The organism is Phenylobacterium sp. (genome assembly GCF_035475775.1).
GTDB lineage: Bacteria > Pseudomonadota > Alphaproteobacteria > Caulobacterales > Caulobacteraceae > Phenylobacterium.
In genome coordinates this window covers 1-12,448 of the sequence record NZ_DATIMC010000014.1, presented here as the reverse complement: position 1 = coordinate 12,448, position 12,448 = coordinate 1, and the positions used below count along the sequence as shown (strand labels likewise).

The following is a 12,448-nucleotide window of genomic DNA, read 5'->3' as shown; positions in this document are numbered from 1 at the left end:
GCCAGCTGGTCGTGGCCGTCGCGGTCCTGTCGATGGCAGGCACGCTCGGCGCCTATGCGATCGGCGACTGGCCGACGCTGGCGAGCCTCGGGCGGTGGTTCCCGAACCTCTACTTCTTCGGAGGCCTCGTGGCGGCCTATGGGCTGGCGGCGGGATGGCGGCGCTGCCCGACCTGGGCGAGGCTCGCGGCGGGAACGTATGCGCTGCTGTTCATGGCGGCCGGCGCGCTCGCCGATCCGGGCGCCTGGCTCGGCCCGCCGAAGCCCTCGCGGCCCTACGAGGCCGAGGCGCTCGCGGCCTTCCTCGCCGGCCAGGGCCTGACCTACGGCTACGGCCCCTATTGGGGCGCGCAGAGCCTGATGATCGGCCCGGTGAGCGGCGGGAAGGTCACCATCCGGCCGGTGGCCTTCGAGAACGGCAGGCTCCGCCGGCGCGTCGCCGAGAGCTCCAGCTTCTGGTACCGCGCCGCCGACGAGCCGCCGGGGCTGCCGGCGCGGTTCGTGATGGTCAAGAACGACGGCGAGGCCTGCCTCGACCTCGAGGCCTGCGTGGCCACGGCCGTGCGGCAGCTCGGCCCCCCTGCCCGCCGCCTGGACCACGAGGGCTACGTCGTGCTGGTGTTCGACCACCCGATCGCCGAGCGCATCGCCGAGTGACCGGCGCCCGTGGCGGCGTGCGCGATCAGAGCCGCTCCAGCGCGCGGGTGTAGCGCTTGAGGAAGGCGCGGCCGCGGGCGTGGTGGTCGTCCAGCCAGACCTCCTGGGTGGCGGAGACCAGCACGCTGCCGTCGCTCGCGGGCTCCAGGTGGAGGACCCCGCCGACCTCGGCGTTCAGCACCTCCAGGGCCTGTTCCGACAGGATCACGGCGACCTGGTCGCCGATCTTCTCGACCTTCAGCGCGATCATCGGGATCTCCCACGGAAAGCCCCTCAATCTAGCATGCCGCGCGCCAGGCGTCTTGACCCCGCGGGCGGGATCGGCCCATTCGCGGGGGCCATGGCGGTCTACACCGACATCACCGACGAGGAGCTGGCGGGGCTGCTCGCCGACTATGCGCTGGGCCAGGCGCTGAGCTTCAAGGGCATCGCCGAGGGCGTCGAGAATTCCAACTTCCTGCTGGAGACCGAGACCGGCCGGTTCTTCCTGACCATCTACGAGCGGCGGGTGCGCGAGGCCGACCTGCCGTTCTTCCTGGGCCTGATGGGGTGGCTGGCCGGGCGCGGCTATCCCTGCCCAACGCCGATCGCCGACCGCGCCGGCGAGGTGCTGAAGCGGGTGCGCGGCAAGCCCTGCGTGATCGTCAGCTTCCTCTCGGGGCTGTCGGCCCGGCGGCCCTCGGCGGCGCTGTGCCGGGCGGCGGGCGAGGGGCTGGCCTGGCTGCACGCCGCCGGCGAGGGATTCCCCCTGCGCCGCGACAACGACCTCGGCGAGGCCGCCTGGTCGCCACTCTTTTCAACATTGAAGGATGCGGCGGAAGCGCTGAAGCCCGGACTGTCGGCGGTCATCGAGGCGGACCTGGCGCGGTTCGACCGCGGCTGGCCGAAGGACCTGCCGGCCGGGGTGATCCACGCCGACTACTTCCCCGACAACGTGTTCTTTCAATCTGGAAGTTTCTCCGGCGCCATCGACTTCTACTTCGCCTGCACCGACGCCTACGCCTACGACATCGCGGTCGCGCTGAACGCCTGGTGCTTCGAGCCGGACGGCTCGTTCAACATCACCGCCGCGCGCCAGCTGGTGGCGGGCTATGAGGCCAGGCGGCCGCTGAGCGGCGCCGAGCGGGCCGCGCTGCCGATCCTGGCGCACGGGGCGGCGATGCGCTTCTTCCTGACCCGGCTGCACGACTGGGGCGCGACGCCGGCCGGCGCGCTGGTCAGGCCCAAGGACCCGCTGGAATACGAGCGCAAGCTCGCCGTGCACCGCGCCTCGCCCGACCTGGTGCTGTTCGGGACCGCCGCGTGACCCCGGAGGTGGTGATCTACACCGACGGGGCGTGCTCGGGGAATCCGGGGCCGGGCGGATGGGGGGCGGTGCTGATCTCGCGGGGGCGCGAGAAGGAGCTGTGGGGCGGCGAGCTCGCCACCACCAACAACCGCATGGAGCTGATGGCCGCGATCCAGGCGCTGGAGGCGCTGAGGCGCCCCTGCAAGGTGGAGATGCACACCGACAGCCGATACGTGCAGCAGGGCATCGGCGAGTGGATCCACGCCTGGAAGGCGCGCGGCTGGCGCACCGCCGACAGGAAGCCGGTGAAGAACGAGGATCTCTGGCGGCGGCTTGACGAAGCCCGCCTGCGTCACGACGTCCAGTGGCGGTGGGTGAAGGGCCACGCCGGCCACGAGCTCAATGAGCGGGCCGACGCCCTGGCGCGGCGCGGGATCAAGGACATTCTGGGCGCCGCCTGACAATTCAATATTGAACGTTGCTCGTCCAATGTTTAGAGTTGAGATCGTCCAGCGTTGAAGCAAGGAGCGCGGCATGGCGGCGACCATCGAGGAGCATCCGGAAGTCCAGGCGTTCGACGAGATCGGGCTGATCGAGGCCGGGGTGCGCACCATCATCACCCGCTGCCTGCCGCTGGGGGTGAACTATCCGCAGTTCCTGGTGATGAACCTGCTGGTCCGCCGCGGCGAGGGCCAGACGCCCGCGGCGATCGCCCAGGCCCTGCAGATGACGCCGGGCGCGATCACCAACACCCTGCAGCGGATGGAGGCCACCGGGATGGCGGCGGTCACGCCCGACGCGGTCGACGGGCGCAAGAAGCGGGTTGCGCTGACGCCGGCGGGACGGCACGCCTACCAGCGCGCCATGGCCGGGCTGAAGCCGCGCATGGGCAGCCTGCGCGAAGCCTTCACCCAGAAGGAGTTCCGCGAGGCGCTGCCGTTCCTGCGCGCGCTCAGGGCCTGGATGGACGAGACCGCCCGCGCCAGCCTCTGACCCGCGGACGCGGCTCGCCAGGACGCAGGGCTGGCGACCGCACCGAGCATCCGGCGCGCTCGGGTGCGGCGACCAGCCGCCTTGGACCGGGCGAGGCCGGCGTGCGAGGCGGTCGTCCGAACCGAAGGAGGCGTGCGGTGGGACGATTGCTGCTGGGGCTGCTCCTGTCGTTAGCCCTCGCGGGCGCGGCGGCGGCGGCGGCGAACCTGCCGGCCGCGAAGATCAATGCGCTGAGGAAGGGGCAGTCCACCAAGGCGCAGGTGCTGCAGAGCCTCGGCGCGCCGCTCACCCGGAACCAGAACCCCGACGGCCGCTCGGCGCTGCTCTACGACTACACCGTCCCGGCCACGCCTCCCGCGAGCGACCCGACCCGGGAGATCGTCGTGGTGTTCATCTTCGATCCCAAGGACGTCCTGCTTGGCGTGCAGGCCTATGCGAAGAAGCAGCCCGGCGCCCCGGCCGAGGCTATCTCGCCGGCGCAGTCACCCCGGCCGATGTCGGACCTGAGGGAAGAGAACATCCTCTTGCCGCTGCCGCAGGGCTTCAAGGTGGGCTACCGGGCCCGCAACGCGCAGGCCCAGATAACCGAGTACGTGCCGACCTCGGAAACCGTCGACGACTGGTCGCGGATGATCACCGAGCAGATCTTCTACCAGCGCGGCAAGAGCGACCCCGAGACCCTGCCGAAAGGAATGGTGGGGGCATACCAGGCGGCCTGTCCCGGCGGCGCCGGCCGGGAGCTCGGCAGCGAGCCCGAGAATGGCTACGCGGTGGCGACCTGGACCTTCGCCTGTCCGCGCAATCCGAGCACCGGCAAGCCCGAAACCATGTGGATGAAGGTGATCGCCGGCGGCGACGCGCTCTATGCGGTGCAGTACGCCTACCGCGCATCGGCCAGCCCGGCGCTCGCGGCGCCCGCCTTGGACTACCTGAAGCGGGTGACGGCCTGCGACAGCCGCGGCCCGGACCATCCCTGCCCAAAGTAGCCGCCGCCACAGGGCGAACATGGTGCGGCTCGGCCGTAAAGGCGAAGCCGCAACCGAAGAGCCGAGCGCGGCGCGAACGCGTTAGAGCCTGGTTGCAGGTTCGTGCTGCGGGTCCGGATGGCGAACGATCAGAACCGACGGGAGGCCGAGGCGCTGACGGCGCTGGCGCGGGCGCTGGCGGCGTCGCGGCCCGACATGGAGCCCACCCTGCGCGAGATCGAGGGGCTGGCGGCGGCGGCGCTCGGGCGGCCGGCGCCGATCGAGGTCGAGCGCGGCTTCGAGCAGGCGGCGCGGCGGCTGCGCACGGGCTGGCTCAGGTCGGTGGCGGCCGAGACCGCCCGCGTGCTGCGCTCGCCGACCGAGCGCGAGATCGAACGCCTGGCGCATAGCCGGCACGACGCCTACGGCTACGAGCGGGACTTCCAGCCGGAGAGCCTGGAGGCGCGCTGCGAAGCCTTCTTCGGACCGGCGCCGCCGGGCTGGACCGCCGCTCACGTGATGTTCTCGAGCGGGCAGGCGGCGCTCGCGACCGTTCTTCTGCACCTGGGCGAGCGCCGGCGAGGCAAGCTCGAGGTCGCCCACGTGGGGTCCTATTTCGAGACCCGCGAACTGGTGGCGCGCGCCTGCGCGCCGGCCAGGAACGCCACGGATGCGGACTGCATCATCGTCGAGCCGATGGCCTGCGACGGGCGCTTCACCAGACATGACCCGGCGCGGCTCGCGCGGCGGCTGACCCGCGGCCAGGTGCTGGTGGTCGACGAGACCCTGTCGGCGCCCGCGACCCAGGCGCCGGCCATCCTGGCCGAAGCCGTGGCCGGCGGGGCGGCCGTCCTGCGCCTGGTGTCGGGACTGAAGCTGCTGCAGCAAGGGCTCGAACTGGCGAACGTCGGGATCGTCAGCGTGTTCGCGACGGAGGCGGACCTGGCCGCCTCGCTGGCGGATGGGCTGAAGCGGTGCCGCACGCTGACCGGCGCCGGGCTGCGCTTCGTCGATGCGCTGGCGCTGGAGGCGCCGTTCTTCCTGGATCGCGAGGCGACCGAGACGTACGCGGGAAGGGTGTTCGCTCACAACGCCGCCCTGGCGCAGGCGGTCATGGCGCGAAACCGCCGCTTCAAGCCGCTCGGCGGCGCCGGGCTCGCAGGGGCGGCTATGCCCTACTGCGCCTTCGAGCTGGAAGCCGGCAACGGCGTCGAGGGGCTGGAAGCGCTCGCCTGTCGGATCGAGGACGAAGCGACGGCGCGAGGCCTGCTGATCGAGCGCGGCGGCAGCTTCGGCTTCCGCGGCCATCGCTTCGAGGTGATCGAGCCGGAAACCGGCGAGCCGCCGTTTCTTCGCATCGCGCTGGGCGCGCGCGACGACCACTCCTGCTCGGGCCTCATCGAGCTGATGGGTCGGCTGGCGCAGGGCGGGGCCGAGATGCGCCCCCGCTGGCGACCGGCCGGCGGGGGTCTCCATCCCGAGTGAACGGTCCAGCCGCTACTGGCGGGTCGAGCCTGCCTCGCCCTGCGGCTTGATCTCGATCTTGCGGGTCTTGTCGCGGGCCTGGGCGTTCTTCGGCAGGGTGATCTTGAGCACGCCGTTGTGGCAGGTGGCCTCGACCTTGTCGGCGTCCACCTCCGTCTCGAACGGGATGGTGCGCGAGAACCGGCCGAAGCTGCGCTCGGTGTAGCGGCGACCGCCCTCGTCCTCCTGATTGCGCTCGGAGCGTTTCTCGCCGGAGAGGGTGAGCGCGTTGTCCTTGAGGTTCAGGTCGACGTCCTTGGGATCGGTGCCGGGAAGCTCGGCGGTCACGGTGTAGGCCTGGTCGGTCTCATGGACCTCCAGGCTGGGCCAGACGGAGAGCTCGGCGGCGGGCGTGCCGGCGGCGGCGAAGCTGCGCGCCTCGGCGGGGGTGAAGAAGTCGTCGAACAGGCGGTCCATCTCGCGCCGGAAGGAGGTGAACGGGTCGCGTCCGCCGTAGGGGCTCAGGCCCGTTCCGCGGCTGCCGTATCCGCTGCTGCGCGGCGTGAGGTCTCGGTTGGCCATTGGGGAGGTCCTCCTTGTGAGCTGGTCCCCCCGACCCGCGCGAGACTACTCCATCGGCGGCGCGTCCGATCCCGCCTCGCCGATTTTTGATCGGGCGGGCGGACGGCCCAGGAACCAAGAAGGACTCGCAGCGGCACGAAAGGCGCAGCTGCGGTTTCGCGGCCTTTGGTGATTTTCGCGGTCTCGGATCACGGCGGCTCCGCCGCCTGCGCCGGATCGGGTTTGCTCACGCCGCGGCAAGCTTCCACAATGGGGGGATGAACAAGCAGGTCAGCATCACGCCCGACGGCGTCGAGGATCCCCACGAGGCGGAGAGCCGGCGCAGGCTGGTCTATCCGATCGAGCTGGGGCCGAAGGTCGGCGAGGGCGTCGACGTCGCGCCCGGGGTGAAGTGGATCCGCATGCCGCTCGGCGGCTCGCTGGCCTTCATCAACGTCTGGGCGATCGCCGAGGACGGCGGCTGGGCGATCGTCGACACCGGGCTGAACAGCGAGGCCAGCATGCAGGCCTGGCGCAGGGCGTTCGCAGGCGTGCTGGAGGGCAAGCCGGTCACGCGGGTGTTCATCACCCACATGCACCCCGACCACATCGGCATGGCGGGCTGGCTCACGCGCAAGTTCAACGTGCGCCTGTGGATCAGCCGGCTGGAGTTCCTGATGTGCCGTTCGCTGGCGGCCGACACCGGGCGCGAAGCGCCGCCGGACGCGCTGGCGTTCTATCGCGCGGCCGGCTGGGACCAGGAGGCGCTCGACACCTACCGCTCGCGGTTCGGCGGCTTCGGCCGGGCGCTGCACGCGCTCCCCGACAGCTTCCAGCGGATGCGCGACGGCGAGGCCATCGAGATCGGCGGCCGCACCTGGCGGGTGGTGGTGGGCTCCGGCCACACCCCGGAGCACGTCTGCCTGTGGTGTCCCGAACTGAAGCTCATGATCTCGGGCGACCAGGTGCTGCCGAAGATCACCTCCAACGTCTCGGTGTTCCCGACCGAGCCTGCGGCCGATCCGCTGGACGACTGGCTGACCTCGCTGGCGCGGATCAAGACCATCGTGCCCGACGACGTGCTCGTGCTGCCGGCCCACAACGAGCCGTTCCATGGGCTGCACGCCCGGATCGACGCGCTGATCGGCGGCCACGAGCGCAGGCTCGCCCACCTGAAGGTCGAGATCGCCGAGCCGAAGCGGGCGGTCGACGTCTTCCACGTGCTGTTCCGCCGCAAGATCGACGGCAACAACATCGGCATGGCCACCGGCGAGAGCCTGGCGCATCTCAACTGCCTGATGGCCCGCGGGCAGGCCGTGCGCCGGCGCGACGAGCGCGGCGTGGACTGGTACCAGGCGGAGTAGGAAGGCCTATAACCTCGTCATCCCGGCCGAACGCCCGCGCAGGCGGGCGGTAGAGCCGGGACCCAGGAGGGGCCGCGCACCTGCCCTGGGTCCCGGATCGGCCTTGCAGGCCGTCCGGGATGACGGAATTGAGAGCGCGATCGGAGCCACGATATGAGCCTGCAAGGCAAGACGCTGTTCATCACCGGGGCGAGCCGCGGGATCGGGCTGGCGATTGCGCTCAGGGCCGCCCGCGACGGGGCGAACGTGGCGATCGCTGCCAAGACCGCCGAGCCGCATCCGAAGCTGCCGGGGACCATCTACACCGCCGCCGAGGCCATCGAGACGGCCGGCGGCAAGGCCCTGCCGCTGGTGGTCGACGTGCGCGACGAGGCCTCGGTGATGGAAGGCGTCGCGCTCGCGGCCGAGCGGTTCGGCGGCATCGACATCTGCGTGAACAACGCCTCGGCGATACAGCTCACCGGCACGCTGCAGACCGAGATGAAGCGCTACGACCTGATGAACGGGGTCAATGCGCGCGGGACCTTCCTGACCTCCAAGGCCTGCATCCCGCACCTGAAGCGAGCGGCCAATCCGCACGTGCTGATGATCTCGCCGCCGCTCGACATGAACCCGCGCTGGTTCGCCGGCCACGCGGCCTACACCATGGCTAAGTTCGGCATGAGCATGTGCGTGCTCGGCATGGCCGCCGAGTTCGAGGCCGACGGCGTCGCCTTCAACGCCCTGTGGCCGCGCACGGGCATCGCCACCGCGGCGATCCAGTTCGCGCTCGCAGGCGATCAGGGCATGCGCCAGTGCCGCAAGCCGGAGATCATGGCGGACGCGGCCTACGCGATCTTCAACAAGCCGGCGAAGGCGTTCAGCGGCAACTTCCTGATCGACGACAGCATCCTCTACGCCGAGGGCGTTCGGGATTTCGACCAGTACCGCGTCGATCCGAGCCAGCCCTTGATGCCGGACTTCTTCGTCCCCGAGACCGACAAGCCGCCGCCGGGCGTGACGCTGGGCGCCGGGACGCCTGCGCCGGCGCAATGACGCCCGGACCGCCGAGCGTGGTGGTGTTCGACCTCGGCGGCGTGCTGCTGCCGTTCGACCGGGAGCGGCGGGTGCGCGCGGTGGCCGAGCGGTTCGCGATCGCGCCCGAGGCGGTGCGCGCGCTGGAGGCGGAGATGGCCGGCCCGCTGGACCGCGGCGAGATCGACGAACGCGGCCTGCTGGCGGGACTCTGCGCGCTGGCCGGCGAGGCGGTGGCGATGGACGAGGCGCTCGACCTCTGGCTCAGCGTCTTCGAGGCGCCCAACGCCGAGCTCTGGGCGCTCGCGGCGCGGCTGAAGCGGCGCGTGCGGGTGGCGGGGTTCTCCGACAATCCCGCCTTCGTGCGCCGAGCGGTAGTGGACGAGGGGCTGTTCGACCCGCTGTTCCTGTCGTGCGAACTGGGCGCGATGAAGCCCGCGGCCGAGGCGTTCGAGGCGGTGCGGCGGGAGCTGGCGGTCGAGGCCGGCGAGATCCTGTTCGTCGACGACAGCCCGGCCAATGTGGCGGGCGCCAAGGTCGCGGGCTGGGACGCGCTGCTGTTCCGCTCCAACGCCGAGCTGGCGGCGGCGCTCGCCGAGCGGGGGCTGGCATGATCACGCAGGTCGAGGTCAGGCCCTACGGCCGCGCGGACCTGGAGGGCGTCATCGGCCTCTGCGAGGCCGAGGGCTGGCCGTCCTTCCCGGCCGATCCGGCGCGGGCCCACCGGGCGCTGACCGCGCCGGGCGTGACCTCGGTGGTGGCCGTGGCGGGCGGCGCGGTGGTGGGCTTCGCCCAGATGCTCAGCGACGGCGAGATCCAGGCGCACCTGTCGCTGATCGCCACCGCGGCGGCCCACCGCGGCCAGGGGATCGCCCGGCAGATGCTGACGCTGGCGCTCAGCCGGGCGGGGGGCGAGCGGATCGACCTGGTCACCGACAGCGCCGAAGACTTCTACGCAGGCTTGGCGCATCGCCGCCTGGCCGGCTTCCGCATCTATCCGCCGTTCGCCAAATGAGCGCGGGCATCGCCGTGAGGCGCGCATGAACCAGGCAAGCGACTTCCGACAGCAGCGGCGCGCAGGCATGGCGGCCATCGCCGTGGCCGCGGCGGTGGCGGCGGCGCTCTGGTTCGCCATCGACCGACTTACGCCGCCAATCGCCGGCATGGAGATGCTGGCCGCACGGATGGTCTTCGCCCTGAAGTGCTGGGCGGCGGCGGTGCTGTTCTGCCTGGTCGGCGGGGTGGAGGCGGTGGCGCACGAGCGGCTGACCTCGCCGGCGTTCGATCCGCTGGCCGGCTACGAGACCAAGCGGCTGCGGGTCAACCAGCGCTATCTGCAGAACACGCTCGAGCAGACGGTGGTGTTCGCCGCGGCGCTGTTCGGGCTTGCGGCCTACGCCGCGAACGGCTCGGGCATGCGCGCGGTGGTCGCCACGACCGTGGTCTGGATCCTGGCCCGCTTCGCCTTCTGGATCGGTTACCACCGGAGCGCGGCGATGCGCGGCCTGGGCGCCCCCAGCATGGCGCTCTCGATGCTCGTGCTGATCTACGTGGTCGCCCGGTTCGGCGGCGAGCTGGCGGGATGGGCCGGCGCGGCCGCCGTCGTGGCGGCCTTCCTGGCGCTGGAAGGCGTGCTGTTCTGGGCGACGAGCCGCAAGCAAGAGGGCGGTACATAGAGAACCTCCCCCGTCACCCAGACGGGGGAGGGGGACCACGGAGTGGTGGAGGGGGCGGCGGCGCGCTCGGCGGATGGGGCCTCCCCCTCCACCGCGTTCCGCGGTCCCCCTCCCCCGCGATGACGCGGGTGAGGTCAAGCCGGCTGGCGCTGCTGCTGGCCCTGGTTGTTCTGCGAGCCGGCCATCGGGGCGCGGTTCAGGTCGAAGAACTTGGGCGCCATCTTCGGCAGCGCCTCCTTGATGATCGAGTCCACCGTCCACGCCTGGCCCTCGGGCTTCGAGCAGGTCTCGATGGGCCGCGGCTGCGAGTAGAGGATGATGTTCTCGCCCGAGACGCCGAAGATCTGGCCCGAGACGCTGGCCGCGGCCGGCGAGACCAGCGCCACCGAGAACCGGGCCGGCTGGTCGGGACGGACCTTCTCGGCCATCACCTTGCGGCGCGCGGCGGCGGCCTCATCCTTGATCGGCACCGACTGGGTCATCCGCGTCCAGGCGACGGGTGCGATGCAGTTGGAGCGGACGTTGTTGCGCGCGCCCTCCATGGCGATGATCCGCGACAGGCCCGCGATGCCCATCTTGGCCGCGCCGTAGTTGGTCTGGCCGATGTTGCCGAACAGCCCGGAGGTCGAGGTGAACAGCATGTAGGCGCCGTCCTGCTGCTCGCGAAAATGCTCGATGGTCGCGCGGCAGACGTTGAATGAGCCCTTCAGGTGCACCGCGATCACCGCATCCCACTCGGCTTCCGACATCTTGTGGAACATCACGTCGCGCAGGATGCCGGCCGGGTTGATCACCGCGTGCAGCCCGCCGAAGGCCTTCTTGGCCTGATCGAGCATGCCGTAGCAGGCGTCGAGGCTGGTCACGCTGTCGGAGTTGGAGACGGCCTCGCCGCCGGCCGCGCGGATCTCCTGGGCCACCGCTTCGGCGGGACCGGCGGAGCCCTCGTCCTCGCCCTTCAGCCCGCCGCCCAGGTCGTTGACCAGCACCTTCGCGCCTTCCCTGGCCGCGATCAGCGCGCAGTCGCGCCCGATGCCGTTGCCGCCGCCTGTAACCAGGACCACCTTGCCATCCAATACGCCCATGCGCGCCTCCTTGGGACCTATCTCGCTAACCAATGGCGACAGTTATTCGAGGCGGTCGGCCTTGCGCAAGGCGGGAAACAGCCGGGCCCAGGCGCCGGTGACGACCAGCGCGCCGATCCCGCCGAACAGCGCCGCGCCGATCGGGCCGAGGAACCGCGCGGCCACGCCGCTCTCGAACTCGCCGAGCTCGTTGGAGGCGCCGACGAACACCGAGGAGACCGCCGCCATGCGGCCGCGCATCGCATCCGGCGTCACCAGCTGGGTGAGCGTCTGACGGATGTAGACCGAGAGCATGTCGGCCCCGCCGAGCACGGCCAGCGCCGCCACCGACAGCCACAGCGACGTCGAGAGCGCGAAGACGCAGATCATCAGGCCGAAGACAGCGACGCCAAAGAACATCACCAGCCCGGCCTTGTGGCGGATCGGATGGGTGGCCAGCCGCAACCCGACGAGCGTCGCGCCCACGGCGGGGGCGCCGCGCAGGATGCCGAAGCCCTGGGCGCCCACGTGCAGGACGTCGCGCGCGAACACCGGCAACAGGGCGGTGGCGCCGCCCAGCAGCACGGCGAACAGGTCGAGCGAGATCGCCCCCAGCACGATCTTCTGGTCCCAGACGTAGCGCAGCCCTTCTTTCATCAGGCTCCAGCGCGAGCCCGGCTGCACCTCGGGCTGGGTGGGCTTGCGGATCGCCGCGACCGCGAGCGCGGAAACGACGTAGAGGGCGAAGGTCGCGAAGTAGGCGTGGGCGGGCGAGAACGCGACCAGCAGCCCGCCGGCCGCGGGGCCGGCGATCGCCGCGGTCTGCCAGGCGAGCGAGTTCCAGGCGATGGCGCGCGGCAGGAGCGCGCGGGAGACCAGCATCGGCCCGAGCGCGGTGTTGGCCGGGGCGAAGAACGCGCGCGCCGCCCCGAAGGCCGCGGCCACGACCAGCAGCAGGGGGACCGTCATCCAGCCCCGCCAGGTGGCGATGGCCAGCACCAGCACGCTCGCCATCTCGCCGGCGAAGCAGCAGAGCAGCACCGTCTTGCGGTCGTGGCGGTCGGCGGTCTCGCCGGCCGGCAGCGTCAGCAGGAACACCGGCATGAAGGCCGCGAGCCCGATCATGCCCACCAGGAAGGCGCTCTCCTCCACCGAGCGGGTCTGGCGGGCCAGCGCGTACATCTGCCAGCCCATGGCGACGCTCTGGATCTGGGCCGCGAAGCCGCCGGTCCAGCGCGAGGTCCAGAACGCCAGGTAGTCGCGCTCCTTCAGAAGCGCACGGGCGGAGGGGACGAGGTCCGGAGCGGCGTCGACCATGGGCGGCCGACCCTGCCTTGCGTCGCCCTGCGCTGCAATGAGCGTTGACGCCGGGCGTCGCACCCCTTACCTGCGCGGGCTCCCGTTGG

Annotated in this window: 15 protein-coding genes; 11 read left to right on the top strand and 4 right to left on the bottom strand. The window is 71.4% G+C overall.

Annotated elements, in window-relative coordinates:
- Positions 1 to 656 (top strand): hypothetical protein (locus tag VLI41_RS02050; RefSeq protein WP_325266391.1); only part of this gene is annotated, 656 nt, incomplete at its 5' end.
- Positions 657 to 681: 25 nt separating this feature from the next.
- Here VLI41_RS02050 and VLI41_RS02045 read toward each other — a convergent pair.
- Positions 682 to 906 (bottom strand): hypothetical protein, encoded by a 225-nt coding sequence (locus tag VLI41_RS02045; protein WP_325266390.1) that lies wholly within the window; start codon positions 904 to 906, stop codon positions 682 to 684.
- A 90-nt stretch (positions 907 to 996) separates the two neighbouring features.
- Between VLI41_RS02045 and thrB the strand changes: the two genes are divergently transcribed.
- From thrB to VLI41_RS02020, 5 genes are all read left to right on the top strand, one after another.
- Positions 997 to 1,962 carry a homoserine kinase gene (gene thrB, locus VLI41_RS02040; RefSeq protein WP_325266389.1) on the top strand — a complete coding sequence of 322 codons (966 nt, stop codon included), beginning with the start codon at positions 997 to 999 and terminating at the stop codon, positions 1,960 to 1,962.
- Complete coding sequence (gene rnhA / locus VLI41_RS02035) at positions 1,959 to 2,405, top strand: ribonuclease HI (RefSeq protein WP_325266388.1); 447 nt, start codon at positions 1,959 to 1,961, stop codon at positions 2,403 to 2,405. The genes thrB and rnhA overlap by 4 nt, the downstream gene beginning before the upstream one ends.
- A 73-nt stretch (positions 2,406 to 2,478) precedes the next feature.
- Complete coding sequence (locus tag VLI41_RS02030; protein ID WP_325266387.1) at positions 2,479 to 2,937, top strand: MarR family winged helix-turn-helix transcriptional regulator; 459 nt, start codon at positions 2,479 to 2,481, stop codon at positions 2,935 to 2,937.
- 137 nt (positions 2,938 to 3,074) lie between these two features.
- Complete coding sequence (locus tag VLI41_RS02025; protein WP_325266386.1) at positions 3,075 to 3,923, top strand: hypothetical protein; 849 nt, start codon at positions 3,075 to 3,077, stop codon at positions 3,921 to 3,923.
- A 117-nt stretch (positions 3,924 to 4,040) separates the two neighbouring features.
- Positions 4,041 to 5,387, top strand: coding sequence for a hypothetical protein (locus tag VLI41_RS02020; protein ID WP_325266385.1), 1,347 nt, complete (start codon positions 4,041 to 4,043; stop codon positions 5,385 to 5,387).
- A gap of 12 nt (positions 5,388 to 5,399) precedes the next feature.
- Here VLI41_RS02020 and VLI41_RS02015 read toward each other — a convergent pair whose 3' ends face one another.
- A complete protein-coding gene (locus VLI41_RS02015) occupies positions 5,400 to 5,948 on the bottom strand; it encodes an Hsp20/alpha crystallin family protein (protein WP_325266384.1) in 549 nt (182 codons plus the stop codon).
- Between the two features lie 257 nt (positions 5,949 to 6,205).
- Here VLI41_RS02015 and VLI41_RS02010 point away from each other — a divergent pair, with 257 nt between their 5' ends.
- From VLI41_RS02010 to VLI41_RS01990, 5 genes are all read left to right on the top strand, one after another.
- Complete coding sequence (locus VLI41_RS02010) at positions 6,206 to 7,291, top strand: MBL fold metallo-hydrolase (RefSeq protein ID WP_325266383.1); 1,086 nt, start codon at positions 6,206 to 6,208, stop codon at positions 7,289 to 7,291.
- Between the two features lie 153 nt (positions 7,292 to 7,444).
- Entirely contained in the window at positions 7,445 to 8,326 is an 882-nt protein-coding gene (locus VLI41_RS02005; protein WP_325266382.1) for an NAD(P)-dependent oxidoreductase, read from the top strand.
- Entirely contained in the window at positions 8,323 to 8,919 is a 597-nt protein-coding gene (locus VLI41_RS02000) for an HAD-IA family hydrolase (protein WP_325266381.1), read from the top strand. The genes VLI41_RS02005 and VLI41_RS02000 overlap by 4 nt, the downstream gene beginning before the upstream one ends.
- The gene (locus VLI41_RS01995; RefSeq protein ID WP_325266380.1) at positions 8,916 to 9,320 is read left to right on the top strand and encodes a GNAT family N-acetyltransferase; all 405 of its coding nucleotides are present in this window, start codon (positions 8,916 to 8,918) and stop codon (positions 9,318 to 9,320) included. Before VLI41_RS02000 ends, VLI41_RS01995 begins: the two co-directional genes overlap by 4 nt.
- A 25-nt stretch (positions 9,321 to 9,345) precedes the next feature.
- Positions 9,346 to 9,981: an MAPEG family protein gene (locus VLI41_RS01990; RefSeq protein ID WP_325266379.1), complete on the top strand. Its 636-nt coding sequence runs from the start codon at positions 9,346 to 9,348 to the stop codon at positions 9,979 to 9,981.
- Positions 9,982 to 10,115: 134 nt separating this feature from the next.
- On the opposite strand, the gene VLI41_RS01985 is transcribed toward VLI41_RS01990, so the two are convergent.
- Positions 10,116 to 11,063 carry an SDR family NAD(P)-dependent oxidoreductase gene (locus VLI41_RS01985; protein WP_325266378.1) on the bottom strand — a complete coding sequence of 316 codons (948 nt, stop codon included), beginning with the start codon at positions 11,061 to 11,063 and terminating at the stop codon, positions 10,116 to 10,118.
- Between the two features lie 42 nt (positions 11,064 to 11,105).
- Positions 11,106 to 12,359 carry an MFS transporter gene (locus VLI41_RS01980; protein ID WP_325266377.1) on the bottom strand — a complete coding sequence of 418 codons (1,254 nt, stop codon included), beginning with the start codon at positions 12,357 to 12,359 and terminating at the stop codon, positions 11,106 to 11,108.
- Positions 12,360 to 12,448: the final 89 nt, after the last annotated feature.

Coding starts and splice junctions, on each gene's coding strand:
- VLI41_RS02005 (WP_325266382.1), top strand. CDS start 7,445: ATGAGCCTGCAAGGCAAGACGCTGTTCATCACCGGGGCGAGCCGCGGG.
- VLI41_RS02030 (WP_325266387.1), top strand. CDS start 2,479: ATGGCGGCGACCATCGAGGAGCATCCGGAAGTCCAGGCGTTCGACGAG.
- VLI41_RS02000 (WP_325266381.1), top strand. CDS start 8,323: ATGACGCCCGGACCGCCGAGCGTGGTGGTGTTCGACCTCGGCGGCGTG.
- VLI41_RS01995 (WP_325266380.1), top strand. CDS start 8,916: ATGATCACGCAGGTCGAGGTCAGGCCCTACGGCCGCGCGGACCTGGAG.
- VLI41_RS01990 (WP_325266379.1), top strand. CDS start 9,346: ATGAACCAGGCAAGCGACTTCCGACAGCAGCGGCGCGCAGGCATGGCG.
- thrB (WP_325266389.1), top strand. CDS start 997: ATGGCGGTCTACACCGACATCACCGACGAGGAGCTGGCGGGGCTGCTC.
- VLI41_RS02045 (WP_325266390.1), bottom strand. CDS start 906: ATGATCGCGCTGAAGGTCGAGAAGATCGGCGACCAGGTCGCCGTGATC.
- VLI41_RS02015 (WP_325266384.1), bottom strand. CDS start 5,948: ATGGCCAACCGAGACCTCACGCCGCGCAGCAGCGGATACGGCAGCCGC.
- VLI41_RS01985 (WP_325266378.1), bottom strand. CDS start 11,063: ATGGGCGTATTGGATGGCAAGGTGGTCCTGGTTACAGGCGGCGGCAAC.
- VLI41_RS01980 (WP_325266377.1), bottom strand. CDS start 12,359: ATGGTCGACGCCGCTCCGGACCTCGTCCCCTCCGCCCGTGCGCTTCTG.
- VLI41_RS02020 (WP_325266385.1), top strand. CDS start 4,041: ATGGCGAACGATCAGAACCGACGGGAGGCCGAGGCGCTGACGGCGCTG.
- VLI41_RS02010 (WP_325266383.1), top strand. CDS start 6,206: ATGAACAAGCAGGTCAGCATCACGCCCGACGGCGTCGAGGATCCCCAC.